Genomic DNA, 25,058 nt, shown 5'->3' with positions numbered 1-25,058 from the left:
GGTGCGCACCGGCGGGGTCATGCGGGTCGTTCGGAGGAGTGGCCGCCGATTCTGAGGTCGGTGCCGGCGCCGTCCACCGGTTGCAGGGTGAGCTTGATCCGGTGGGTTCGGGCGGCGCCGGCCGTGCCCTGTGCCTCGACCGTCCACGGCAGCACGAAGACCTTCGCCCTGGCGCCGGCCTCCTTCTTGACCTCCACGGTGAACTCCAGCTCCACCGGGCCGGTCGTGAACCGCACGGACTCACCCTGGCCCGCGTCCAGCGCGTACTGCAGCTCGGATCGGATCGCGCCGATGGTCTCGCCCAGCTCGGCCCACGGTTCCGGTGCCACTTCGGTCTCCCCCAGACACACTCGACTCGCCGCGACCAGCCCGGAATTGACGTCAGGGAACACACCCCGGACCACCGGGCCCGACGGTACCGGATCCCCCTGCTCTGCCGCAGGGGTCTCGCTGATCACAGCGCTGACCGGGTTTCAGACCGAGGTGGGTTTCCGCTCGGGGTGTGCCGGGTCGAGGGTGAAGATGGTGCCGTCGGAGGTGGAGAGGACCAGCGCGCCGCGGTTGAACCACACGGTCGGCAGCAGGCCGCTGTTGCCGAGCACCTCGGCGCGGGCGGAGGACTCCCACAGGACGGTGCCCTTGGCCGAGTCGAGTGCGACCACCCGTCCGCTCATGCCGGCCATGTACACCGTGCGCCCCTCGGCGTCCGCCGAGGCCTGGCCCGGCGACTCCAGGGTCGTGTGGCTCTCCCACAGCCGGGCCCCGGTCGTGGGGGAGAACGCGGTGACCAGGCCGCTGGAGGTGGCGAGGTAGAGCGTGCCGTGGGCCAGGGTGGGCAGCCCGCCCCGGTACTTCTCGGGCAGTGGGGTCAGGGTGCGTCTGCCGGTGCCGGGGTCGACGCGCACGATGCGGTTGTAGATCAGATCGGGGCCGTTCTGGACGTCCTGGTCGTCCGACTCCAGGAAGAGCAGCTGTCCGGAGAGGGTGCCGACGAAACTGGCCGTCTGGGCGGGAGAGTCCAGGGTGCGCACCGAGCCGTCGGCGGGGTGGACGACGTAGAACTTCGTGGCGTGCGAGCCGTCCGTCTGGTCGCCGCAGTCCGCATAGGGGAAGTCGCCCGCGGAGAGCATCGAGCAGAGCCAGCCGCCGGGCACGCGGACGGTGCTGCGCACGCTGCCGTCCCGCGCCGAACGGACGGTGAACGTGCTGCCGTCGCCCTCCTGGGTCAGGGTCACCCCGTCGCCGTAGGCCGACCCCAGGCTGTCGGTGCGGACCGCGTGGGACCAGAGCCTGCTGCCGTCCTTGCCGTCGAGCGCCATGACGGACTGCGCCTTTCCCGCGCCGTTCTCGTCGGTGATCTGGAGTTCGACGAGGACCAGGCCGTCGTACACGCCGAGGACGGTCGTGATGTAGCGGTCGGCCGGTACGCCCGCGGGGGCTATGGCGGAGCGCCAGAGGGTCCGGCCGGTGGTGGCGTCGACCCGGGTGGGGAGGAGGGCGGTGCCGCCGCAGTAGACGGAGGAGCCGTCGGAGACGCAGGACGGCGAGGTGTCGCCCTCGTAGCCCGGTGCCTTCTTCACCCCCTGCTCGGCGGTCGCGGACACCGTTGTCTGCCAGGGCTTCCAGCCGGTGGGGAGGGTGCCCCAGCGGGATCCGGGGGACGCCGAGGACGTCGAGGAACCGGTGCGGGCCTCGCCGTCGCCGTTCCAGGGGCCCAGCAGTAGGTAGCCGGTCAGGGCCAGGGCGGTCACCGCGGCCGCGGCCAGCAGCACGCGGGGGGTGCGGCGGCGGGGGCGGCGGCCGGTGACCGGCGGGGTGGTGGCGTCGGGGGCCGGGGCACGGCGGCCGGGGTGCGTGTCGGGCAGGCGCAGGGTCAGGGTCTGCGGTTCGGCGGACGACGGCTCCGGCAGGGCCGCCGCGAACTGACGGGCCAGGTCGTCGAGTCCGGGCCGGGCGTCGGGGTCCTTGGCCAGGCAGCGCTCCAGGACCGTGCGCAGCGGGCCGGTGACGCCGTCCAGGACGGGCTCGTTGTGGACCACCCGGTAGCCGGTGAGGTAGGGGCTGTCGGCGTCGAAGGGGCCGCGTCCGGTGACGCAGTACACCAGCAGCGCGCCGAGCGAGAAGACGTCGGAGGCGGGGCCGACGGTACGGGCGTCGGTGAACTGCTCCGGGGACATGAACGGCGGGGTGCCGACCATCTGCCCGGTCTCGGTGAGGGTGTTGTGGTTCTCGGCGGCCCGGGAGATGCCGAAGTCGATGACGCGGGGCCCGTCCTCGGCGATGAGGACGTTGGCCGGTTTCAGGTCGCGGTGCACCACCCCGGCCCGGTGGATGTCGCGCAGCGCCTCCACCAGGCCGAGGGCCAGCGGCCGCAACTCGGTGACGCGGAGCGCGCCCCGGGCCCGGATGCGGGCGGCGAGGGAGGGGCCGGGCACGTACTGGGTGGCCATCCAGGGCGCCGGCGCGTCCGGGTCGGCGTCCAGGACGGGGGCGGTGAAGGCGCCGCTGACCCGGCGGGCGGCCTCGATCTCCTGCCGGAACCGGGCGCGGAAGACGGGGTCCTCGGCGTACTGGGCGTGCACCACCTTCACGGCGACCTCGCGCCCGGAGCGCGAGCGGCCCCGGTAGACGATGCCCATCCCGCCGGCCCCCAGCCGGTCGGCCAGCCTGTAGCCGCCGAGGGACCTCGGGTCGTCCTTGTGCAGCGGCACGAAACTCCCCTTCCCCGCCCTGCGGTTCGCGGCGCCAGCATACGGAACCGGCACGCGTGGACGGCCGGTTCCCGGTGGTGTTCCGGGAACCGGCCGCCGTTCGCTGGACCGTCACACGGCCGCGGGCTGCGGCTCCTCGGCCGCGGGGGCGGACTCCGTGTCTCCCCGGCCCTTCTTCGCGGCCCGCTTCCTGGCCCGGCGCTCCTTGCGGAGTTCGACCATCGCGTACAGCGTCGGCACGAGCAGCAGGGTGAGCAGGGTGGAGGTGATCAGACCGCCGATCACGACCACCGCCAGCGGCTGGGCGATGAAGCCGCCCTCGCCGGTGACGCCGAGCGCCATCGGGAGCAGGGCGAAGATCGTCGCCAGGGCCGTCATGAGGATCGGGCGCAGCCGGTGCCGGCCGCCCTCGACCACGGCCTCGACGACGCCGTACCCCTGGCTCCGGTACTGGTTGACGAGGTCGATCAGGACGATCGCGTTCGTCACCACGATGCCGATCAGCATCAGCATGCCGATCATCGCGGGGACGCCCATCGGGGTGCCGGTGACGACCAGCAGGCCGAGCGCACCGGTCGCCGCGAACGGGATGGAGACCAGCAGGATCAGCGGCTGGACCAGGGACCGGAAGGTCGCGACCAGCAGCATGAAGACGATCGCGATCGCCGCCAGCATCGCCAGGCCCAGGTTCTTGAACGCGCTGTCCTGGTCCGAGGTGACGCCGCCGATCGAGGCCGTGGCGCCCGCCGGGAGCTTCAACGCCTTGATCTTGGACTGGAGTTGGGTGCTGACCGCGCCCGTGTTGTCACCGGTCGGCTTCGCGCTGATGGTCGCGGCGCGCCGGCCGTCGATCCGGGTCATCGACACCGGCGCGTCGACCAGCTTCACGGTGGCGATGTCGCCCAGCTTCACCGGGCCCAGCCTGAGCGCGCGCAGCTGGGCCAGGGTCTCGGCCGGCTTCGCGGACTTCACGACGACGTCCCGCTCGGTGTCGTCGAGGGTCGCCTTCGCGGCGGTGGTGCCCTTGACCGCCTGGGTGACGGCGGCGCCCAGCGTCTGGTCGTCGAACCCGGCGGCCGCGGCCTTGGAGTTGGCCTTCACCGAGATGCGCGGCACGCTCTGCGCGAGGTCGCTGGTGACGTCGGTGACGTCGTCCAGCCCCGCGACCGTGGCCCGGACCTGCTCGGAGGCCTTGCGCAGCACATCGCCGTCGGCCGCCTTCACGACGACGCTCAGGTCCTGGCTGCCGAAGCCGTCACCGGCCGACACGGTGGTCGTACCGATGCCGGACAGCTTGTGCAGGCCGTCCTCGATGGCGTTCTGGACCCGGTCGTACGACTTCGAGTCGTCCAGCATGACCGAGTACGACGCCTGGTTGGTGTCGGTGCCGCCGCCGAAGGCCGCCATGAAGCCGGACGAACCGACCGTGACCTGGTAGTTCTTGACGCCGTCGATGGAGGCGAGCAGCTTCTCGACCTTCTTCGCCTGCGCGTCGGTCGCCGCCAGGCTGGTGCCGGGCTTCAGCTCCTGCTTGACGGTGAGGACCTCCTGGTCGCCCTGGTCGAAGAAGTTTGTCTTCAGCAGCCCGGACATGCCGAACGTGACGACCAGGACCACGATCGCGATCAGCACGCTGGTGAGGCGGCGCCGGGTCGCGAAGCGCAGGACGGGGACGTAGAGGCGCTGGAGGCGGCTGTTCGCCTCCTTCTCCTCGGCCTTGCGGCGGGCCTCCTCGGCGTCCTCGGGGGTGCTCTTCGGGGCGCGCAGGAACCAGTAGGACAGGACGGGTACGACCGTCAGGGAGACCAGGAGGGACGCCAGCAGGGCCGCCGTGACCGTGAGGCTGAAGGGGCCGAACAGCTGGCCCACCATGCCGCCGACCAGGCCGATCGGCAGGAAGACGGCGACCGTGGTGAGAGTGGAGGAGGTGACCGCGCCGGCCACCTCGCGGACCGCGCCGAGGATGGCGGCCTTGCGCTCCTCGCCGTAGCCGAGGTGGCGCTTGATGTTCTCCAGGACCACGATCGAGTCGTCGACGACCCGGCCGATGGCGATGGTGAGCGCGCCGAGGGTGAGCATGTTGAGGGAGAGGCCGCGGGTCCACAGGACGATCAGCGTGAGGACCACGGACAGCGGGATGGACACCGCCGTCACCAGGGTCGAGCGGACCGAGGCCAGGAAGACCAGGATGACGAGGACCGCGAAGAGCAGGCCGAGAGCGCCCTCGGTGGTCAGGCCCTTGATGGACTTGGAGACCGCCGGGCCCTGGTCGCTGACGACGGTGAGGGTGGCGCCGGAGCCGAGGTCCTGGCGCAGCTTCGGCAGCTTGTCCTTGACCGCGTTCGAGATGGAGACCGCGCTGCCGTCGTGGTCCATGGTGACGTTGACGGCGAGGCTGGGACGGCCGTCGGTGCGGGTGATGGAGTCGGCCGGGGCCTCCTGCTCCTTCACTGTGGCGACGTCGCCGAGGCGCACGGGCTTCTTCGCGCCCTGCCCGGTGACCATCAGGTCCCTGATCTGCTGGAGCGAGGTGAGACCGCCGCCGACCTGGACGGTGCGGTTGGCGCCGTCCTCGTCGAAGGAGCCCGCCGGGACGGTCGCGCCGGCCGCCTGGAGCGACTGGGCGAGGGCGGCGGAGGTGAGACCGGCCTTCGCCAGCTCCGCGTCGTCGGGGGTGACGTCGACCTGGAGGTCCCGGACGCCGGTGACCTGGACGCGGCCGACGCCGTCGACGTCCTTCAGGGCCGGGACGACCGTCGTGTCGAGCTGGTCGGCGAGGGCCTGCTGGTCCTTGTCGGAGGTGACGGCGAGGACCACGGTCGGCATGTCGTCCGTGGAGCCGGAGATGACCTGCGGGTCGACGCTGTCCGGGAGCTGGGCGCGGTTGACGGCCAGCTGGACGTCGGCCACCAGCTGCTTGGTGTCGTTGCCGTAGTCGAAGGACGCCATGATCACGGCGTTGCCCTCGCTCGCGGTGGAGGTGACGCCGGTGACGCCGTCGACGCCTTCGAGGTTGTTCTCGATCGGCTCGACGACCTGCTTCTCGACGACGTCGGGCGCCGCTCCCTGGTACGGGGCGATGACCGACACCATGGGCAGGGAGATGGTCGGCAGCAGCTGCTGCTTGATCTGGGGGATGGCGATCGCCCCGAAGACGAGCGCGATCAGGGAGATGAGGCCTATCAGGGCCCGCTGCGCGAGGCTGAATCTGGACAGCCAGGACATGGGTCAGGGTCTCTTTTCGGTGAGCTGCTGTGAGCGGAGCTGCTGTGAGCGGTGGATGAACGGCACAGGGGGCACCTGTGAGCGCCCACCGCACCACTCTCACCCATGCGCGGACCTGCTCGGGTAGCCCCTGGGTGCCGTTCCCTTATCCGGCTCCTACTCCGCCCGCAGTACGCCCGGGTGGAGATCAGTCCATCCTCGGGCGGACCAGCCCCGACTCGTACGCGATCACCACGAGCTGCGCCCGGTCCCGCGCGCCCAGCTTGGCCATGGCCCGGTTGACGTGCGTCTTCACGGTCAGCGGGCTGACCTCGAGGCGTTCGGCGATCTCGTCGTTGGAGTGCCCGCCCGCGACCTGGACCAGGACCTCGCGCTCCCGTGAGGTGAGTGCGTCGAGCCGCTCGGAGCGGGCCGGGTCGCGGCCGTCGTCGCCGAGGTCGCCCTGGGCGAGGAAGCGGGCGATGAGGCCCTTGGTGGCCGTCGGGGAGAGCAGCGCCTCGCCGCCGGCGGCGAGACGGATGGCGCTGAGGAGTTCCTCGGGTTCGCTGCCCTTGCCGAGGAAGCCGGAGGCGCCCGCGCGCAGTGCCTGGACGACGTAGTCGTCGACCTCGAAGGTCGTGAGGATCACCACGCGGACGTGGGCGAGGGAAGGGTCGGCACTGATCAGCCGGGTGGCGGCCAGTCCGTCCGTGCCCGGCATCCGGATGTCCATCAGGACGACGTCGGCCTCGCGCTCCCTGGTCAGCGCCACCGCCTCGGCGCCGTCGGAGGCCTCGCCGACCACCTCCATGTCGGACTCGGAGTCGACGAGCACCCGGAACGCGCTGCGCAGCAGTGCCTGGTCGTCGGCGAGCAGGACACGGATCGTCATACGGAATCCCCCAGGGCGGCCGCACGGCCCTTGGCGCGGCCGTTCGTACGGCCGCCGCTCGTACGGTCGTTGCTGTCGGTCTTGACCGGCAGGATCGCATGGACGCGGAAGCCGCCGCCGTAGCGGGGGCCGGTGGTGAGGGTGCCGCGCAGGGCGGTGACGCGCTCGCGCATGCCGAGCAGCCCGTGGCCGCCGCCGGCCTCGGGGGCGGTGTCCTCGCCGGAGCCGTTGTCCAGGACGGTGACCTCGATGTGCGGTCCGACGCGCACGACACTCACCTCGGCCTTGGCGTCGGGTCCCGCGTGCTTCTGCACGTTGGTCAGGGCCTCCTGGATGATCCGGTAGGCGGCCAGGTCGACGGCGGCCGGCAGGGTGGTGCCCTGGTCGGCGCGGGCGACCTCGACCTGCAGGCCGGCGTGGCGGAAGGTGTCGGCGAGTTCGTCCAGGATGTGCAGGCCGGGGGCGGGCTCGGTCGGCGCCTCGGGGTCGCCGGACTGGCGGAGCAGGCCGACGGTGGCCCGCAGTTCGTTCAGCGCGGAGCGGCTGGCCTCGCGGACGTGGCCGAGGGCCTCCTTGGCCTGGTCGGGCCGCTTGTCCATGACGTGCGCGGCGACCCCGGCCTGCACATTGACCAGGGCGATGTGGTGGGCGACGACGTCGTGCAGGTCACGGGCGATGCGCAGCCGCTCCTCGGCGACCCGGCGGCGGGCCTCCTCCTCACGGGTCCGCTCGGCGCGCTCGGCACGCTCGCGGATGGCCTGGACGACCGCGCGCCGGCTGCGGACGGCGTCCCCGGCGGTGGCGCCGATACCGGTCCAGGCAAAGATCGCGAGGTTCTCCTGGGCGTACCACGGCAGGGGGCCCGCGACCATCGCGGCGGTGGTCAGCACGGTCATGGTGAGCAGGCCGGCCCGCAGGGTGGTGCGGCGGTCGGTGGTGGCGGCGACGGTGAACAGGGCGACCACGGCCGCCATCGCGACGGGGGCGCGGGGGTCGCCGGTGACGCACTCGACGACGGAGGCGGCGCCGGTGACGGCGAGGACCGTCTTCGGGGCGTGCCGGCGGAAGACCAGGGCCGCGGCGGCGAGCGTCATCAGCAGCAGGCTGAGGGGGTCCGGGGTGCGGATGCCCCAGGCGACGCCGTGTGCGCCGTGCGGCACGGCGAAAGAGCTCACGACCATGCAGACGAGGGCCCCCGCGGCGATGACCGCGTCCACGGCGAGTGGATGGGCGCCGGCTCTGCAGCGGGCTCTTTCGAGAGTGCTCACGTTGTGAACAGTACGGCGGGTTGGTGCGGGCCGGAACTGTCGGTTCGGCCCGCTGCGGGCACCGCCGGGTTTCCCACCCGCCCGTCCGACTCGGTCAGCTGACAAGCACAGGTCCGGGCGCCGGGCGAGCCGGTGGGACCGAGTCAGCCCGGAATCAGCCCGTCGTCCCGCAGCAGCGCCCTGACCTCCGCCAGGGTCGCGTCCGAGGACGGGAGGATCAGGTCCGAGGGTTCCAGGGCGTCGTCCGGGAGCGGAGTGCCCAGTTCCCGGACCTTGTCCAGGAGGGCGGTCAGGGTGCGGCGGAAGGCTGCCTCGTCGCCGGACTCCGTCTCCGCGAGGAGCTCGTCGTCCAGCTTGTTCAGTTCGGTGAGGTGGCTGTCGGCCAGCCTCACCTGGCCCTCCCCCATGATCCTCACGACCATGTCGGCCATGTCGCCCTCCAGGCGTCGGCTACTGCTTGTCGAAGCGCGGGGTGTCCTGCGGCTGCTGCGACTGCTGGCCCTGGCCGGTGCCGCCCTCGATCGCCTGCTGGGGCGAACCTCCGGCGAGCTCGGCCTTCATGCGCTGCAGTTCCAGCTCCACATCCGTACCACCGGAGAGCCGGTCCAGCTCGGCGGCGATGTCGTCCTTGGCCGTGCCGGTCGGGTCGTCCAGGGCGCCGGAGGCGAGGAGCTCGTCGATGGCGCCGGCGCGGGCCTGGAGCTGCTGCGTCTTGTCCTCGGCGCGCTGGATGGCGAGGCCGACGTCGCCCATCTCCTCGGAGATGCCGGTGAAGGCCTCGCCGATGCGGGTCTGGGCCTGGGCGGCGGTGTAGGTGGCCTTGATGGTCTCCTTCTTCGTACGGAAGGCGTCCACCTTGGCCTGCAGGCGCTGGGCCGCGAGGGTGAGCTTCTCCTCCTCGCCCTGGAGGGTGGCGTGCTGCGTCTCCAGGTCGGTCACCTGCTGCTGGAGGGCGGCGCGGCGGGAGAGCGCCTCGCGGGCGAGGTCCTCGCGGCCGAGCGCGAGCGCCTTGCGGCCCTGGTCCTCCAGCTTGGTGGACTGCTGCTGGAGCTGGTTCAGCTGGAGTTCGAGCCGCTTGCGGCTGGTCGCCACGTCGGCGACGCCGCGGCGGACCTTCTGCAGCAGCTCGAGCTGCTTCTGGTACGAGTAGTCGAGGGTCTCGCGCGGGTCCTCGGCCCTGTCCAGGGCCTTGTTCGCCTTCGCGCGGAAGATCATCCCCATACGCTTCATGACACCGCTCATGGGCTTCGCGCGCCCCCTTCTGACGGACTCCAGCTCACAGATCCTGCGACAGAACCCACAGTACGGGCCCTGCCTCCATTACCGCACTGTTCGGGGACCGATGCGCTCATCCCCAAGGACGACTACCGACAGCTCCGCTCCGGCACAGGTAGGAGAGGGTCCCCCTGAGCGAAGCGCCTGCAACGTCCCCTCTGTCCCCCCATGGAGACGACTGGCGTTGCGGGATCGTTCCCCGCCGGACTAGGGCCCACACCCCGTGACCCCGTACCCTTGGGTTTTGTGTTCCGTAGCCGTGCCAAGGATGAGAAGGCCCCCGCCGACAAGGCGGCTGTGACCGACTCCAAGCAGACCCGTGACCCGCAGGCCCCCAAGGGCAGGCCCACGCCCAAGCGCAGTGAGGCCCAGACCCAGCGGCGCAGCGTGGCCAACACGCCGACGACGCGCAAGGACGCCGCCAAGCGTCAGCGCGACGATCGCCGCGCCGCCATGGATCGGCAGCGCCAGGCGCTGGCCACCGGCGACGAGCGGTACCTGCCGGCCCGTGACAAGGGCCCGGTCCGCAGATTCGCCCGTGACTGGGTCGACTCACGTTTCAACGTGGCGGAGTTCTTCCTGCCGCTGGCCGTGGTCATCCTGGTCATGAGCGTGGTCAACAACGCGGCGATCAAGAACATCGCGCTGCTGCTGTGGCTGGTCGTGATCGTGCTGATCGTGCTCGACGCGGTGATCAGCGGGCTGCGGCTGCGCAAGCGCCTGGCCGAGCGCTTCCCCGACCAGAACAAGAAGGGCGCCGTCGCCTACGCCCTGATGCGCTCCCTCCAGATGCGCCGGCTCCGGCTGCCCAAGCCGCAGGTCAAGCGCGGAGAGCGGCCCTGAGCACAGAGCCGTTCTCCGGGGGTGCGGCGAAGGCCTGGCTGAACAAGCTGGGCGGGCTGCGTGATGTCGTACGGCAGCAGTTGGTGGCCCGTCAGCTCGACGAGCAGATAGCCGGGCGTTTCCCGGTGGGGCAGCGGCTGCGGGTGCTCGACGTAGGGATGGGCCAGGGCACGCAGGCGCTGCGGCTGGCCCGGGCCGGGCACCAGGTGACCGGTGTGGAGCGGGAACCGACGATGATCGCGGCCGCGCGGGAGGCCCTGGCCGCCGAGCCGGAGGGCATCCGCGAGCGGGTGCGGATCGTCCAGGGGGACGGGCGCGACACAGGCGTCCACTTCCTGCCGGGCAGCTTCGACGTGGTGCTCTGCCACGGGGTGCTGATGTACGTCGAGGAGCCGGACGCGCTGCTCGCCGGGCTGGCCCGCATGCTGGCCCCGGGCGGGCTGCTGTCGCTGCTGGTGCGCAACGCCGACGCGCTGGCGATGCGGCCGGGGCTGAGCGGTGACTGGGCGGGCGCCCTGGAGGCCTTCGACACCCTCTCCTATCGCAACCGGCTGGGCCTGGACGTCCGGGCCGACCGGCTGAGCGCCCTCACCGGTGCCCTCGCCGGCATCGGGGCGCCGCTGCAGTCCTGGTACGGCGTACGGGTGTTCACGGACACCGCCGCGGACGGCGCCGGGGCACCGGACGACCTGGAGACGCTGCTCGTGGCGGAGGAGCGGGCCGGGCGGACGGATCCGTACCGGGCGGTCGCGGCGCTGCTGCACCTGTGCGGGGTCCGCGGCTGACCGCACCCGGTGCCGCGTACCGCTGCGGTGTGCCACTGCCGCTCGTTCGGGCCAGCAGCGCGAGCCGCGGCGTCACCGCCGCGGCGAGACTCGGGACATGGACGCTTCCCCCGCCCGCCGGACCCTGCGTTCGGCCGCCGCGCTCGGTTCCTGCTGCCTCGCCCTGGTCTCCGGATGCTCCGCCTTCGACGGCGACGCGGCCGAGGACGCCTCGGCCTCCCGGGCCGCGCAGGCGGCGGCCGTCCCCCTGGCGGCGACGGACCTGCAGAACCGGTACCAGAAGGTGATCAAGGACGTCCTGCCGTCGGTCGTGCAGATCCAGGCCAGCAGCGACCTGGGCTCGGGCGTGGTCTACGACGGCAGCGGACACATCGTCACCAACGCGCATGTCGTCGGGAACGAGAAGAAGTTCAAGGTGACGACCGCCAACAACGAGGAACCGCTGACCGCGACGCTGGTGTACTCCTACCCCCAGCAGGACCTGGCGGTCATCAGGCTCGACAAGATCCCGGACGGGCTGAAGGCGGCCACCTTCGGGGACACCGAGAAGGTCTCGGTCGGGCAGATCACGCTGGCCATGGGATCGCCGCTCGGGCTGTCGTCCAGCGTGACCGAGGGCATCGTGTCGGCGACCGGACGGACCGTCAGCGAGGACACCGCGGGCGGCGGTACGGGCGCCACCATCCCCAACATGGTGCAGACCTCGGCGGCCATCAACCCCGGCAACAGCGGTGGCGCCCTGGTCGACCTGGACGGCCACGTCATCGGCATCCCCACGCTCGCCGCGAGCGACCCCGACCTCGGCGGCAGCGCGGCGCCCGGGATCGGGTTCGCCATCCCGGGGTCGATGGTGAAGACGGTCGCCGACCAGATCATCAAGCAGGGCCAGGTCACCGACTCGGGGCGGGCCGCGCTGGGCATCACCGGGCGCACGGTCGTCGACGAGAACTACCAGCCGGCCGGGGTGGCCGTGGTGACCGTGAAGCACGGCGACGCGGCCGACAAGGCGGGCATCCGGCCCGGGGACATCATCACCAGGCTGGGTGGTGACGACATCACCACCATCACCTCACTGGCCGAGTCGCTCGCCGCGGACCGGCCGGGGCAGAAGACGACGGTGGCCTACAGCCGGGAGGGCATCAGGAGGACGGTGGACGTGACGCTGGGCGAGCAGTGACCCGGTGACGGCGGGGCGACCGGTACCGGCGGGGCGGCCGGCGAGGGCCGCCCCGGACCGGCACGTCTCAGGACTCGTCCGCGTGCAGACTCATCGGGCCGTAGATCTCGGTGGCGTCCTCGTAGAGCCGCACCTGGTCGGCGCCGCCGGCCAGCAGGGCCTTCCACTGCTCGCCGATCCACGACTCGGCGTCGCCCTGCGTGGTGAACTCCTCGGGCTCCACCGCGGGCTGGACCTCCGTCCCGTCGGCCTTCTCGAACCGCCATGTCCATGCCGCCATGTAGGCCTCCTTTGATCCAACCGGTGCATCGTATAAGGGCGCCGACAAAAACTCCGCTGGTTGTGGGCTTGTGTGCGGGCCCGGTGGGGGCTGAGCGCGCAGTACCCCGCGCCCCTTCGGGGCGCGTTGTAGGGGGCGTCGGCTGAAGCGAGAACCGTCAGGACGGGTGAGAATCGGTCCGTGGAAGTGACTTTGCTCGGTACCGGTGCTCCCGCGGGGCTGCCTCGCCCCGGCTGTCCCTGTGCGGCCTGTGCGCGTGCCGTCGGGGAGGATGCGCGGGCCGCCACCTCGGTGCTCGTCGACGGGACGCTGCTGCTCGATCTGACGCCGGGCGTGGCGTTCGCGGCGGCCCGGGCCGGGTTGTCCCTCGGCGGGGTACGGCAGGTGCTGCTGTCGCATCCGCACGACGGGCCCGCCGTCGAAGTGCCGGCCGGGCTGCCGCAGCCGGGGCGGGTGCCGGACGGGCGGGAGCTGGCGCTGCTGACGGGGCATCGGGTGCGGGCGGTGGCGATGGACGCGGGCGGCACCGGGTACGCGGTGACCGGCCCCGACGGGCAGCGGCTGCTGTACCTGCCGCCGGGCGGTGCGCAGGCCGGGCTGGAGAACGGGAGCGCGGACTCGTACGACCTGGTGCTCCTCGACGTCGTGGGGCGCCCGGACGCGTTGGCGCGCCTCCGGGCGGTCGGCTCGGTCGGGCCGACCACGGATGTCGTCGCCGTCCATCTCGGCCACGACGTGCCGCCCGGCCCGGAGTTGCGCCGGCGGCTGGCGGCGGCCGGGGCGCGGGCGGTGCCGGACGGGACGACGCTGACGGTGGGGGTGTACGAGGACGTGCCCGACGTACCGCGCCGGACGCTGGTGCTGGGCGGCGCCCGGTCGGGGAAGTCCGTGGAGGCCGAGCGGCGGCTGGAGTCCTTCCCCGACGTGCTGTACATCGCCACGGGCGGCACCCGCGGCGGGGACACCGAGTGGGCGGCGCGGGTGGCCACGCACCGGGAGCGGCGGCCGGGCTCGTGGCGTACGACGGAGACGTGCGACCTCGTGCCGTTGCTGGCGCAGGACGGGCCGCCGTTGCTGGTCGACTGCCTGTCGCTGTGGCTGACGGACGCGATGGACTCCGTCGGGGCGTGGGACGACACGGAGTGGGCGTCGGGCGGGGAGAAGGCCCTGCGGGAGCGGGTGCGGGAGCTGACGGAGGCGGTGCGGGGGACACGGCGGACGGTGGTCGCGGTCTCCAACGAGGTCGGGTCGGGGATCGTACCGGCGACGGCGTCGGGGCGGCGGTACCGGGACGAACTGGGACGGCTGAACGCGGCGTTCGCGGGCGAGTGCGAGCAGGTGCTGCTGGTGGTGGCGGGGCAGGTGGTGGTGCTGAGGTAGTGGGGGGGGGCGGGGGGTCGCTTACCGGCGCGAGCAGGGTGCCGCTGCGCCCACCCGTGCCGCCCTGGGGGCACCTCCCAGGCCCTTAAGGCACTGGGGGAGGCACGACTGCCCGCAGCTACGTCAGCTGACAAGGCGCCCGCGGCTGAAGCGCCCCTTCAGGGGCGCGGGGAACTGCGCGACCAGCCCCCACCGGCCCGCGGTTGCGCGACCGGCCGTCAGCACCCCTTTCTCGCCACGATCCGGTACGCGTTCGAGAACGGCGTCCGGCGCAGCAGCGGAGCCAGGGCGTGGTCGGCAACGCTCGCCACGGCGACCAGCGGCGCCGCCACGCGCCGCCACCGCCTCGGCAGGAGCCGGCCGAGCGCCAGGCCGAGCGCCGCCGAGACGTCGTACGGCGTGTGGGGCGACTTCCGGTCGGTTCTGAGGATCTCGCAGCCCTGGGACTCCAGCTCCGCCCGGAGGTTGGCCAGCGGCATCAGGTGCAGGTGGCGGGGCTGGCCGTAGGGGATCCACCACTTGCCGAGGAGCCTGGCGAACGCGCTGCGCGGGTTCGGGACGTCGATGACGACGTGGCCGCCGGGGCGCAGCGCCGTGAGGGCGGCGCGGAGTTCGGCGCGCGGGTCGGGGGTGTGCTGCAGGTGGTGGAACATGCTGACGACGTCGTAGCGGGCACGCAGGCGGGCCAGCACCTCCGGCGCGGCCAGGTAGCCGCAGTGGGCCTCCTCGATGTGGCCCTCGGTCTGGGCGCGCCCCACGCGGAGGGTCGGGTCCAGGCCGTCGAACGACGTGTAGGCGAAGAGTTCCTTCGCCGTGCGCGGGAAGTGGGCGTGGCCCGTGCCGACGTCCAGCCAGCTCTCCGGCTCCGACAGCGCCAGCAGCACGCGGGCAGCGGCGCGGTGCCGGCGGCGGCCGGCGCGGGTGGCCTGCAGACGGTCGGTGTAGTCCTCCAGGCGGCCGTCGTAGAAGTCCCGGTGGTAGAGGGCGAGTCCGGCCCGGGACAGCCGGGGGTTCTGGAAGACGTGCGCGCAGTCCCGGCACTCGTCGACGGTGAACGTGCCCGGCCGGTGGTGCAGGAGGTCGGGCGTGCGCAGGCGGGTGCGCAGGCGCCTGGAGCCGCACCAGGGGCAGTCCTCGCGGCGCGGCTCGTGGAACCGGTCGGGGCCCGGGGCGGGTTCGGGCGTGCGCGGCGGCATGGGCGGCTCCCTGTGCTCCCTGTACTCCCTGAACGCAATCCACTGCAAACCGGAACGTATGGGATACCGATCTTGCCTGCCAAGGCGCCGTGCGGGTGTGGTGGCGATCTGGCACCTGACCGTTCGTGCGGTGCCGGTACTGTTCGGCGAATGAGCTCGCTTAATCTCGACGACTTCACCGATCTGATCGAGCGCCCCGACGGCGGTGTGCGCCGTGACGCAGAGGCGCGCCGGGAGCGGCTGACCGTGCCGCCCGGGTCGCTGGGCCGCCTCGACGACCTGGGTGAGTGGCTGGCCGCCGCGCAGGGTTCGGTACCGGTACGGCCGGTGGAACGGCCGCGGGTGCTGCTCTTCGCCGGTGACCACGGCGTCGCCGAACTCGGCGTCTCCGCCCGGCCCGCGGGCAGCGCGGAGCTGCTGGTGCGGGCGGTCCTGGAGGGGGCCAGCCCGGTGGCGGTACTGGCCCGGCGGCTCGGGGTCCCGGTGCGGATCGTGGACATGGCGCTGGACTGCGACCCGGAGGCGCTGCCCGAGGAGGTCGTGCGGCACCGGGTGCGGCGGGGCAGCGGCCGTATCGACATCGAGGACGCGCTGACCCTGGAGGAGGCCGAGGCGGCCTTCCGGGCGGGCGTCGCGCTGGCCGACGAGGAGGCCGACTCGGGGACCGATCTGGTGGTCCTCGGCGACGTCAGCGTCGGCGGCACCACGGCGGCCTCCGTCCTGGTCGCGGCGCTCTGCGGGACGGACGCGTCCGTGGTGACCGGGCGGGGCGGGCTCGCCATCGACGACCTCGCGTGGATGCGCAAGTGCGCCGCGATCCGGGACGCGCTGCGGCGGGCGCGGCCGGTGCTCGGGGACCAGTTGCAGTTGCTGGCGACGGTCGGCGGGGCCGACCTCGCGGCGATGACCGGGTTCCTGTTGCAGTCGGCGGTGCGGAAGCTGCCGGTGGTGCTGGACGGGGTGGTGGTGGCCGCGTGTGCGCTGGTCGCGCAGCGGATCGCGTTCCGGGCTCCGGACTGGTGGCTGGCCGGGCACGACAGCGGGGAACCGGGCCAGGCGAAGGCGCTGGACCGGATGGCCCTGGAGCCGCTCCTTGAGCAGGGCGTGAAGGTCGGCGAGGGCGCGGGCGCCCTGCTGGCGCTGCCGCTGGTCCAGGCCGCGGCGGCACTGGCGGCAGAGCTCCCCGAGAAGCCGGAAGCCGAGGAGAAGCCGGAAGAGTAGCGGGCCCACGGGTCAAGACCGGGACGGCACCCCCCACCGCCTCAGGGGCGCGGGGGGCCGTGGCACCCCTTCAGGTGCGCTGGGGGCACCCCCGGCCGAAGGCTGGGGGAGGAACTGCGCGAACAGCCGTCGGCGGCGCGGCACTCGGCAGGTGACCGGTACCGGCAGCGGCGAGACCCTCGGTCCACGTATGCGTCCGGCGGAAAAAGGGGGCGTGCGGCGGGGTTTGAGGTAGAGACGCCCATATGATCGCTCTCCATGGGAGATGTCCGAATTGCCGTGGAGCGGTGTGAGGGACGTGGGTCGGGGCGGCGGGATGCCGGGGTTTCCCAGCGGGCCGCTGCCGTTGCCGTGTGGTACTTGCGGGCCGTCGCCTTCGTCAATTTCCTCAGTGCGGTGTGGCTGTCGCTGGGTCAGGACGTGCGGCGGCACAACCAGGAGAACTTCTTCACGCCGTACCTGCTGACGGCCGGCTTCGCCTCCGGTGTGTTCACCGCGTTCCTCGCGATCACGATGCGGCGCCGCAAGCGGGCCGCGTGGATCCTCAACCTGGTGCTGAGCGGGCTCTTCCTCGCGCTGTTCGCGTTCGCCATGGCGTTCCCGGAGATCCGGCGGTACGCGCAGAACTGGATCTCGATCGTGCTGACCGCCGCCTTCGTCGTGGCCCTGCTCGTCGGGCGGCGGGAGTTCTACGCGAAGGGCGACCGGTCGAACCCGCGCCTCGCCGCCACCGTCGCCGTCGCCGGCGGTGTCGCCGCCTCACTGCTCGCCGCCCTCCTCGTGACCGTCACCGACCAGGCGCCGCACGCCGCGCGTTCGACGTTCCTGGAGCGCTGGCACTACGGCACCCTGCGCCTGGTGTCGGTCGCCGCCGACCCCTCCCGGTTCCCGTACATCGCGCCGCCCAACTGGGTGAACGTCGTCATCAACGTGCTCAGCACGCTCCTCGTGCTCGCCGTCTTCTACGCCGCCTTCCGCTCCCGCCGCGCCGTGGACCCGATCACCGAGGACGACGAGAAGCGGCTGCGGGCCCTGCTGGAGCGGCACGGCGAGCGGGACTCGCTCGGATACTTCGCGCTGCGGCGGGAGAAGAGTGTCGTGTGGTCGCCCACCGGGAAGGCGGCGGTCGCGTACCGGGTGGTGGGCGGGGTGTCGCTCGCCTCCGGGGATCCGCTCGGGGATCCGGAGGCGTGGCCGGGGGCCATCGTGCCGTGGCTCGGCGAGGCGCGGGCGCACGGGTGGATCCCGGCGGTGATGGGGGCGAGCGAGGAAGCCGGGACCGTGTACGCGCGGCACGGCCTTGACGCGCTGGAGCTCGGCGACGAGGCGATCGTCGAGGTCGCCGAGTTCACGCTGGAGGGGCGGGCGATGCGGACCGTCCGGCAGGCGTACAACCGGGTCGGGCGGGCGGGGTACGAGGTGCGGATCCGCCGCCACGAGGACATCCCGGCGGACGAGATGTCGTACCTGGTCCGGCGCGCGGACGACTGGCGGGACGGGGCCACCGAGCGCGGCTTCAGCATGGCGCTGGGGCGGCTCGGGGACGGCCGGGACGGGCGGTGCGTGATGCTGGAGTGCACGGACGGGGAGGGTGAGCTGCGGGCCCTGCTCTCCTTCGTGCCGTGGGGGCCGGGCGGCCTGTCCCTCGATCTCATGCGGCGGGACCGGGACTCCGACAACGGGCTGATGGAGTTCATGGTCATCGAACTGCTCCGGCGTGCCGGAGAGATCGGGATCACGCAGGTCTCGCTCAACTTCGCGATGTTCCGTTCGGTCTTCGAACGTGGTGCGCGGCTCGGTGCCGGGCCGGTGCTGCGGCTGTGGAGGTCCTTGCTGAGCTTCTTCTCCCGGTGGTGGCAGATCGAGTCCCTGTACCGGGCCAACGCCAAGTACCGGCCCATCTGGGAACCCCGGTTCCTGCTCTTCGAGAAGAGCGCGGACCTGCCGCGCATCGGCCTGGCGTCGGCGCGCGCGGAGGGGTTCCTGGGGGCCGTGTCGTCGGGGCTGCCGAAGTGGCTGCACCGGCGGCACCTGGACACGCAGAGGGAAATGCAGGGATGAGGACCACCGCATGACACCGCTCGCCCGCTGGGCCCGCGCCGAGTGGGGGCTGTTGTACGCCACCGTGAGCGGCCCGCTGGCGAAGCGCCGGCTGCGGGCGGTGCCGATGACGGCGGGGGCGGTGTGCCTGACCGCGCTGCTCCAGTTCACGCAGAACCAGTCGTGGGGCTACCTCTTCGTGCAGGACGTCGGGGCGGTGCGCGCCGAGGACCCGCTCTGGGCGGCCCTGCTGCGCACTCCCCTGTCGCTGTTCGTGCCGGCGCTCGACCTGCCGGTATGGGGCGCGCTGGTTCAGATCCTGGTGGTCTTCGGCATCGCCGAGGTGTGCCTGGGCTGGTGCCGGACGTTGGTCATCGCGTACGTGGCGACCCTCGCCGGCACGCTGTACGCGCGGACGGGCATCGCGCTGGGGCCGCACGGTCCGCTCGGACTGCCGGCCTCGGACGCCCAGGTGGTGGACACCGGGCCGTCGGCCGCCGTCGTCGGGCTCGCGGTCTACCTGGGCTGGCGGTACGGCGCCTACGTCACCGCCGGCGCGGTGGCGGCCGCGATGGCGGTCGAGGTGGCGCTGAAGGACAACCTGGCCGGAAAGGAGCACTGGGCGGCCATCGCGGGCGTGACGGTGCTGTGCGCGGTGGCGCCTGCGGGGCGGCGGCTGTGGCGCCGGTGGCGTCACCGGCGGCCGGGGTCGGGACCGGGGCCGGGACCGCGGCCGGGCAGTCGCAGCGGTGCGGGGCGGTCGGGTTTGCCGCCGATCCAGTCCTGAAGGGTCAGGGTGAGCCGGGACCAGCGGCGGTCGTGGTGATAGGTGCGCAGCCGGGCCCTGGCCCGGGCGCGCGGCCGGTTGCCGTAGAAGCGGCGGGCCCAGGCCGAGCCGGGGCGGGCCAGCCGGACCGCGCCGACGATCGCGACCAGCGGGACGATCACCCCGAAGATCGCGGTGCGCGTCTTGCCCTTGCTCAGGGCGACGAGGGAGAGGACGAAGTTGGCCACGACGTTCGCGATGACGGTCCCCCGGTCCTGGAGTTCGTCCGCCGAGAGGTCGTTGACGCCGAACGGCGAGAAACCGGCGAGCAGCAGCCCCACCAGCGCGGCCGTGATGACGACGACCTCGACGCTCTTGCGGCCCTCCTCGGTCCAGTAGACGTCGCCGAGGTGCAGGATCAGCGCGAACTCGTCGAGGACGAGCCCCGCGCCGATCCCGAAGACGATCGCGGCGAGGGCCGCGCCGACGCCGTTGCGGGAACCGGCGACCGCGCCGAAGCCGCCGATGACGACGAGGACGACGCCGGGGACCACGTGGTGGATGTGCAGCCCGCCCGCCTTCACGTTGCCGAACGGGCCCTTTCCGGCGCGGATCAGCCGGGTGATGACCCGGGTGATCACAAAGGTCAGGACGAAGGCGGTCAGGGCGAGCAGCAGCGGGAGTTTGCCCGGCTCGATGATGTTCCGCTCCAGCCAATGTCCCATGTGCGCACTTTATCCCTGGCGGCGGGCCTCACCGGGAGTCCGGCCCGGAGTCCGGCCGGGCCGCGGCTTCCTGACCACCAGGTAACCTGCGCCGGTGGCTGTGACCTCTGCGACTCCCTGGTTCGACGGCGTCCGCTTCGCCTTCGGCACGCTGACCGTGTTCCCCGTGAAGGTCACCCGCTGGGACCGCGAGGCGGCCCGCGGCGGCATGCTGTCCGCCCCGCTGGCCGGCCTCGCGGTCGGCGCCTGTGCGGGGGCGGTCGGCGCCCTGCTGCTGGCGGCCGGGGCGAGCGCGCTGGTGGCCGCGGTCGCCGCCGTCGCCGTCCCGGCCGTGCTCACCCGCGGCCTGCATCTGGACGGCCTCGCCGACACCGCCGACGGCCTGGGCAGCGGCAAGCCCGCCGAGGACGCCCTGCGGATCATGAAGCAGTCGGACATCGGGCCGTTCGGGGTCATCACCCTCGTCCTCGTCCTGCTCGGGCAGGTGGCCGCGCTGGCCCAGGCATACGGCGACGGGTGGCAGCGGGGCGCCCTGGCGGCGGTCGTCGCGGCGACGGTGGCCCGGCTGGCGCTGACGCTGGCCGCGGTGGAGGGGGTGCCCGCCGCCCGTCCGGAGGGGTTGGGGGCGGCGGTGGCCGGGGTGGTGCCCAAGGTGGGGGCGACCGTGGTCACGTTCGCGGTGATGCTGCTGGCGGCCGGTGCCGGGGCGTTGGTGGGGGCCGGCGACAGCCTGCGGGCGCTGCTCGCGGTGGTGGTGGCCGAGGCCGCGACGGACGGGCTGCTGCGGCACTGCCGGCGGCGGTTCGGCGGGGTGACCGGGGACGTGTTCGGGGCGCTTGCCGAGACGGCGGCGACCGCGGCGCTCGTGGTGTTCTCCTTGGGGGGTCACTGAAGGAGCGCTTCAGCAGGCCCTTCGCCACACCCCCAGCTCGTACTTCTTCTCCAGCGAGCTCAGCTTCAACTTCCGTGACTGTGCGCAGAACCTGCTCGTCGGCAGTTCGTACTCCACGTGGAAGACCGCCTTGTCCGCCTTGATGAACGGCTTCAGGTCGTCGCACTCGCCGTACTGGGCGCACTGCTCGTTCACCGCGAAGTCGAAGTCGCCCACCAGCCGCGGTATCTGGTCCAGGTCGTTCTTCAGGCCCACCGCCATGCCCCGGTCGTGGGCGAGCCCGGCGACGAGCCTGTTGTAGCGGAGCTGGTCGGCCGCCGTGAGGGGGAAGCCGGTGCGGTTCTTGTAGCCGTCCATGTTGTCGGGCTCCACCGCGTCGAACCCCTTGTCCTTGCACATGTCGAAGCGGGCCGCCATCAACGGCTTCAGCACGTCCGTACGGCGGATGTCCAGCCAGCGCTCGCCCTCCCAGCCGTTGCCGCGGCCGAGCACCGACGCCGGGAACTTCTTCGCGTCGGGGCGCCAGTCCTCGTAGGCGCCGGTGGAGATGTAGCAGATGACCTTGCGGCCCTTGCCGTGCAGCGTGGCGACCGTCGCCCCGGACTGGTCGAAGCCGTCGATGTCGTAGACGGACGCCTTGACGGAGGTGTCGACACGGCCGCTCAGCTGCCACTGCCAGCTGACGCCCGGCCTCGGTTGCCAGCGCCCGGCGTCGTCCGAGCCCGACCGTGTGCAACCGGCGAGCAGGGCCAGGAGGACGAGCAACGGGGTGGTGCGGAGGTTCACCGGGCTGGCTCCAGGGGGTGCGGCGGGGTTCCCCAGGGATGATCTCCCATCGGCTCGGGCCACCGGCCGGCGGGCCCGAAGTGGCTACGACGCCACCCCCAGGTGAACGACCGCAGGAATGAGCGAACGCATACACACGCGTAGGCTCGTCCCGGGTGTTCGCCGACGGGGTGAAGGCCCCGGTCGCAACGCGACCCGAGGGCACTCCTCAGGGTCGCTCCCCGGGCCCGGTCGACCCACCCGCTCGGCCACTGCAACTCAACATCGGAAGCGAGATTCCACCACCGTGACTGCTCTCACTCTCAGCACCTCAGCGGCGCCCGGCCTCCGGGCCGACGCGATCGTGATCGGTGTCGCCAAGGGCGCCAAGGGCCCGGTCGTCGCCCCGGGCGCCGAAGCCGTGGACACGGCCTACGACGGCAAGCTGGCCGCCGTCCTGGAGACCCTCGGAGCCTCGGGTGCCGAGGGCGAACTGACGAAACTGCCCGCCCCGGCCGGCTTCAAGGCCCCGCTGGTCATCGCCGTGGGCCTGGGCGCCGAGCCCGGCCCGGACGCGGACTACGAGGCCGAGGCGCTGCGCCGGGCGGCCGGTGTCGCCGCCCGCGCGCTGGCCGGGGCCAAGAAGGCGGCCTTCGCGCTGCCCGTCGAGGACGCGGCCGCCGTGGGCGCGATCGGCGAGGGCGTGCTGCTCGGCGCCTACTCCTTCGACACGTACAAGGACAACGGTGCCGGCAACGGCAAGAGCCTGAAGGCGAAGAACGGCCGGGCGCCGCTCGCCGACGGCGTGCTGCTCGGCGGCAAGCCGCGGGACGCCGCCCACAAGGCGGCCCTGGCCCGTGCCACGGCCGTCTCCGAGGAGCTCAACCGGGCCCGTGACCTGGTCAACACCCCGCCGAACGACCTCACGCCGGCCGCGTTCGCCGCGATCGCGCAGGGCGCGGCCAAGGAGCACGGCCTCAAGATCCAGGTGCTCGACGACAAGGCGCTCGCCAAGGACGGGTACGGCGGCATCCTCGGCGTCGGCGGCGGCTCGGCGGCCACCCCGCGGCTGGTGAAGCTGTCGTACACGCACGCCGACGCCGACAAGCACCTCGCGTTCGTCGGCAAGGGCATCACCTACGACTCGGGCGGCATCTCGCTCAAGCCAGCCGGCCACAACGAGACGATGAAGTGCGACATGAGCGGCGCGGCGGCGGTGTTCGCGGCCGTCGTGGTGGCGGCGCGGCTCGGTCTGCCGGTCAACGTGACCGGGTGGCTGGCGCTGGCCGAGAACATGCCGTCCGGCACCGCCGTGCGCCCGGGTGACGTGCTGCGCATGTACAGCGGCAAGACCGTCGAGGTGCTCAACACGGACGCGGAGGGCCGGCTGGTGCTCGCCGACGCGCTGTGGGCGGCGTCGGCGGAGCAGCCGGACGCGATCGTGGACGTGGCGACGCTGACCGGCGCGATGATGCTGGCGCTGGGCAGCCGGACCTTCGCGGTCATGGGGAACGACGACGCGTTCCGTTCCGCGGTGCACGAGGCCGCGCAGGAGGTGGGCGAGCCGGCGTGGCCGATGCCGCTGCCGGAGCACCTGCGCAAGGGGATGGACTCCCCCACCGCGGACATCGCGAACATGGGTGAGCGGATGGGCGGCGGGCTGGTCGCCGGGCTCTTCCTGCGCGAGTTCGTGGGCGAGGGGATCACCTGGGCGCACCTGGACATCGCCGGGCCGGCCTTCAACGAGGGGGGCGCCTTCGGCTACACGCCGAAGGGGGGCACGGGGTCGGCGGTGCGGACGCTGGTGCGGCTGGCGGAGCTGACGGCCGAGGGCGACCTGGGCTGACGTCGGGTTTTGTGGACGGGACCTCGCGCGCGGGTAGGGCGGGGTCCCGTCGCCTATTGGTTCGGGGCTTTCGGTTGTGTGGCGACCGCGGGTGGTCGCTGATCGCGCAGTTCCTCCCCCAGCCTTCGGCCGGGGGTACCCCCAGCGCCCCTTGCGGGGCGCTGCGTGTGGTGTCTCACACCCCAGCCCCGCGTCTCGTTCACCTCCGACAAGTGCGAAGATGGGGCTCGGCAGGACAGGGCCCCACCCACAGGGCCGAAGAAGAGCGGCCGGACAACAGCCGACCGACCGGTCAACCACCCGTATGGGAAAAAGGTGCCCGGCGTACGGCGCACATGCATGGAGGACGTGACGTGGCGAACGACGCCAGCACCGTTTTCGACCTAGTGATCCTCGGCGGTGGTAGTGGCGGTTACGCCGCGGCCCTGCGCGGGGCGCAGCTGGGCCTGGACGTCGCCCTGATCGAGAAGGACAAGGTCGGCGGTACCTGCCTGCACCGGGGTTGCATCCCCACCAAGGCCCTGCTGCACGCGGGCGAGATCGCCGACCAGGCCCGCGAGAGCGAGCAGTTCGGTGTCAAGGCCACCTTCGAGGGCATCGACGTCCCGGCCGTCCACAAGTACAAGGACGGCGTCATCTCCGGCCTGTACAAGGGTCTGCAGGGTCTGATCGCGTCCCGCAAGGTGACGTACATCGAGGGCACGGGGCGGCTCTCCTCCCCGACCTCCGTGGATGTGAACGGCCAGCGCATCCAGGGCCGCCACGTCCTCCTCGCGACCGGCTCCGTGCCGAAGTCGCTGCCGGGCCTGGAGATCGACGGCAACCGCATCATCTCCTCCGACCACGCCCTCGTCCTGGACCGCGTGCCGAAGTCCGCGATCATCCTGGGCGGCGGTGTCATCGGCGTCGAGTTCGCCTCCGCCTGGAAGTCCTTCGGTGCCGACGTCACCGTCGTCGAGGGCCTCAAGCACCTCGTCCCGGTCGAGGACGAGAACTCCTCCAAGCTTCTTGAGCGCGCCTTCCGCAAGCGCGGCATCAAGTTCAACCTGGGCACCTTCTTCTCGAAGGCCGAGTACACCGCCGACGGTGTCAAGGTCGCCCTCGCCGACGGCAAGGAGTTCGAGGCCGAGGTCCTGCTCGTCGCCGTCGGCCGCGGTCCCGTCTCCGCCGGTCTCGGCTACGAGGAGCAGGGTGTCGCCATGGACCGCGGTTACGTCCTTGTCGACGAGTACATGCGGACGAACGTCCCGACCATCTCCGCCGTCGGTGACCTGGTCCCGACCCTCCAGCTCGCGCACGTCGGCTTCGCCGAGGGCATCCTGGTGGCGGAGCGCCTGGCCGGTCTGAAGACGGTCCCGATCGACTACGACGGTGTCCCGCGGGTGACGTACTGCCACCCGGAGGTCGCCTCCGTGGGTATCACCGAGGCCAAGGCCAAGGAGATCTACGGTGCGGACAAGGTCGTCGCTCTGAAGTACAACCTGGCGGGCAACGGCAAGAGCAAGATCCTCAACACCGCGGGCGAGATCAAGCTCGTCCAGGTGAAGGACGGTGCCGTGGTCGGCGTCCACATGGTCGGCGACCGTATGGGCGAGCAGGTCGGCGAGGCCCAGCTGATCTACAACTGGGAGGCGCTGCCCGCCGAGGTCGCCCAGCTCATCCACGCCCACCCGACGCAGAACGAGGCGCTCGGCGAGGCCCACCTGGCCCTGGCCGGCAAGCCCCTCCACTCGCACGACTGACCCTCGGTCGACACAAGCGACGACTCAGACTTCCGCAATTCGTAAGGAGC

General features: G+C 72.3%; 21 protein-coding genes. 10 read left to right on the top strand and 11 right to left on the bottom strand.

Annotated elements, in window-relative coordinates:
• Positions 1-17: 17 nt before the first annotated feature.
• From ABT137_RS37715 to ABT137_RS37685, 7 genes are all read right to left on the bottom strand, one after another.
• Entirely contained in the window at positions 18-329 is a 312-nt protein-coding gene (locus ABT137_RS37715) for a trypco2 family protein (protein WP_351715843.1), read from the bottom strand.
• A gap of 144 nt (positions 330-473) precedes the next feature.
• A complete protein-coding gene (locus tag ABT137_RS37710) occupies positions 474-2,711 on the bottom strand; it encodes a protein kinase domain-containing protein (protein WP_351715839.1) in 2,238 nt (745 codons plus the stop codon).
• Between the two features lie 111 nt (positions 2,712-2,822).
• Positions 2,823-5,936, bottom strand: coding sequence for an efflux RND transporter permease subunit (locus tag ABT137_RS37705; RefSeq protein ID WP_351715837.1), 3,114 nt, complete (start codon positions 5,934-5,936; stop codon positions 2,823-2,825).
• A 187-nt stretch (positions 5,937-6,123) separates the two neighbouring features.
• Positions 6,124-6,807 carry a response regulator gene (locus ABT137_RS37700; protein ID WP_351715836.1) on the bottom strand — a complete coding sequence of 228 codons (684 nt, stop codon included), beginning with the start codon at positions 6,805-6,807 and terminating at the stop codon, positions 6,124-6,126.
• Positions 6,804-8,075 carry a sensor histidine kinase gene (locus tag ABT137_RS37695; protein WP_351715834.1) on the bottom strand — a complete coding sequence of 424 codons (1,272 nt, stop codon included), beginning with the start codon at positions 8,073-8,075 and terminating at the stop codon, positions 6,804-6,806. The genes ABT137_RS37700 and ABT137_RS37695 overlap by 4 nt, the downstream gene beginning before the upstream one ends.
• 143 nt (positions 8,076-8,218) lie before the next feature.
• Positions 8,219-8,497, bottom strand: a complete 279-nt coding sequence (gene pspAA / locus ABT137_RS37690; RefSeq protein WP_351715946.1) for a PspA-associated protein PspAA — start codon at positions 8,495-8,497, stop codon at positions 8,219-8,221.
• 28 nt (positions 8,498-8,525) lie between these two features.
• Complete coding sequence (locus ABT137_RS37685; RefSeq protein WP_093503936.1) at positions 8,526-9,317, bottom strand: PspA/IM30 family protein; 792 nt, start codon at positions 9,315-9,317, stop codon at positions 8,526-8,528.
• Positions 9,318-9,518: 201 nt separating this feature from the next.
• Between ABT137_RS37685 and ABT137_RS37680 the strand changes: the two genes are divergently transcribed.
• The 3 genes from ABT137_RS37680 to ABT137_RS37670 all read left to right on the top strand — a co-directional run bounded on the left by ABT137_RS37680 (position 9,519) and on the right by ABT137_RS37670 (position 12,155).
• Complete coding sequence (locus tag ABT137_RS37680) at positions 9,519-10,193, top strand: DUF3043 domain-containing protein (protein WP_351715832.1); 675 nt, start codon at positions 9,519-9,521, stop codon at positions 10,191-10,193.
• Between the two features lie 83 nt (positions 10,194-10,276).
• Positions 10,277-10,978, top strand: coding sequence for a class I SAM-dependent methyltransferase (locus tag ABT137_RS37675; RefSeq protein ID WP_351715830.1), 702 nt, complete (start codon positions 10,277-10,279; stop codon positions 10,976-10,978).
• Positions 10,979-11,075: 97 nt separating this feature from the next.
• Positions 11,076-12,155 carry a S1C family serine protease gene (locus tag ABT137_RS37670; protein WP_351715828.1) on the top strand — a complete coding sequence of 360 codons (1,080 nt, stop codon included), beginning with the start codon at positions 11,076-11,078 and terminating at the stop codon, positions 12,153-12,155.
• A gap of 67 nt (positions 12,156-12,222) precedes the next feature.
• Here the strand turns inward: ABT137_RS37670 and ABT137_RS37665 are convergent, their stop codons facing one another.
• Complete coding sequence (locus ABT137_RS37665) at positions 12,223-12,435, bottom strand: hypothetical protein (RefSeq protein ID WP_234542644.1); 213 nt, start codon at positions 12,433-12,435, stop codon at positions 12,223-12,225.
• Positions 12,436-12,615: 180 nt separating this feature from the next.
• On the opposite strand from ABT137_RS37665, the gene ABT137_RS37660 reads away from it, so the two are divergent.
• Positions 12,616-13,815: a bifunctional adenosylcobinamide kinase/adenosylcobinamide-phosphate guanylyltransferase gene (locus ABT137_RS37660; RefSeq protein WP_351715826.1), complete on the top strand. Its 1,200-nt coding sequence runs from the start codon at positions 12,616-12,618 to the stop codon at positions 13,813-13,815.
• A gap of 218 nt (positions 13,816-14,033) precedes the next feature.
• Here the strand turns inward: ABT137_RS37660 and ABT137_RS37655 are convergent, their stop codons facing one another.
• Entirely contained in the window at positions 14,034-15,011 is a 978-nt protein-coding gene (locus ABT137_RS37655) for a class I SAM-dependent methyltransferase (RefSeq protein WP_351715824.1), read from the bottom strand.
• 150 nt (positions 15,012-15,161) lie between these two features.
• On the opposite strand from ABT137_RS37655, the gene cobT reads away from it, so the two are divergent.
• The 3 genes from cobT to ABT137_RS37640 all read left to right on the top strand — a co-directional run bounded on the left by cobT (position 15,162) and on the right by ABT137_RS37640 (position 19,059).
• Complete coding sequence (gene cobT / locus ABT137_RS37650; protein WP_351715822.1) at positions 15,162-16,232, top strand: nicotinate-nucleotide--dimethylbenzimidazole phosphoribosyltransferase; 1,071 nt, start codon at positions 15,162-15,164, stop codon at positions 16,230-16,232.
• Positions 16,233-16,490: 258 nt separating this feature from the next.
• Positions 16,491-18,293, top strand: coding sequence for a phosphatidylglycerol lysyltransferase domain-containing protein (locus ABT137_RS37645; RefSeq protein WP_351715820.1), 1,803 nt, complete (start codon positions 16,491-16,493; stop codon positions 18,291-18,293).
• 10 nt (positions 18,294-18,303) lie between these two features.
• Positions 18,304-19,059, top strand: a complete 756-nt coding sequence (locus tag ABT137_RS37640) for a hypothetical protein (RefSeq protein WP_351715818.1) — start codon at positions 18,304-18,306, stop codon at positions 19,057-19,059.
• Here the strand turns inward: ABT137_RS37640 and ABT137_RS37635 are convergent.
• The gene (locus tag ABT137_RS37635; RefSeq protein WP_351715816.1) at positions 18,966-19,763 is read right to left on the bottom strand and encodes a hypothetical protein; all 798 of its coding nucleotides are present in this window, start codon (positions 19,761-19,763) and stop codon (positions 18,966-18,968) included. The genes ABT137_RS37640 and ABT137_RS37635 overlap by 94 nt on opposite strands.
• 94 nt (positions 19,764-19,857) lie before the next feature.
• Here ABT137_RS37635 and ABT137_RS37630 point away from each other — a divergent pair, with 94 nt between their 5' ends.
• Entirely contained in the window at positions 19,858-20,655 is a 798-nt protein-coding gene (locus ABT137_RS37630) for an adenosylcobinamide-GDP ribazoletransferase (RefSeq protein WP_351715814.1), read from the top strand.
• Positions 20,656-20,664: 9 nt separating this feature from the next.
• Here the strand turns inward: ABT137_RS37630 and ABT137_RS37625 are convergent, their stop codons facing one another.
• Complete coding sequence (locus tag ABT137_RS37625) at positions 20,665-21,441, bottom strand: endo alpha-1,4 polygalactosaminidase (protein ID WP_351715813.1); 777 nt, start codon at positions 21,439-21,441, stop codon at positions 20,665-20,667.
• 286 nt (positions 21,442-21,727) lie between these two features.
• Between ABT137_RS37625 and ABT137_RS37620 the strand changes: the two genes are divergently transcribed.
• Positions 21,728-23,266 (top strand): leucyl aminopeptidase, encoded by a 1,539-nt coding sequence (locus tag ABT137_RS37620; RefSeq protein WP_351715811.1) that lies wholly within the window; start codon positions 21,728-21,730, stop codon positions 23,264-23,266.
• Positions 23,267-23,619: 353 nt separating this feature from the next.
• Positions 23,620-25,008 carry a dihydrolipoyl dehydrogenase gene (lpdA, locus tag ABT137_RS37615; protein ID WP_351715809.1) on the top strand — a complete coding sequence of 463 codons (1,389 nt, stop codon included), beginning with the start codon at positions 23,620-23,622 and terminating at the stop codon, positions 25,006-25,008.
• Positions 25,009-25,058: the final 50 nt, after the last annotated feature.

It is taken from the genome of Streptomyces sp. NPDC001980, assembly GCF_040296885.1.
Lineage (GTDB): Bacteria > Actinomycetota > Actinomycetes > Streptomycetales > Streptomycetaceae > Streptomyces.
This window is presented reverse-complemented; position numbering and strand designations above follow the sequence as displayed.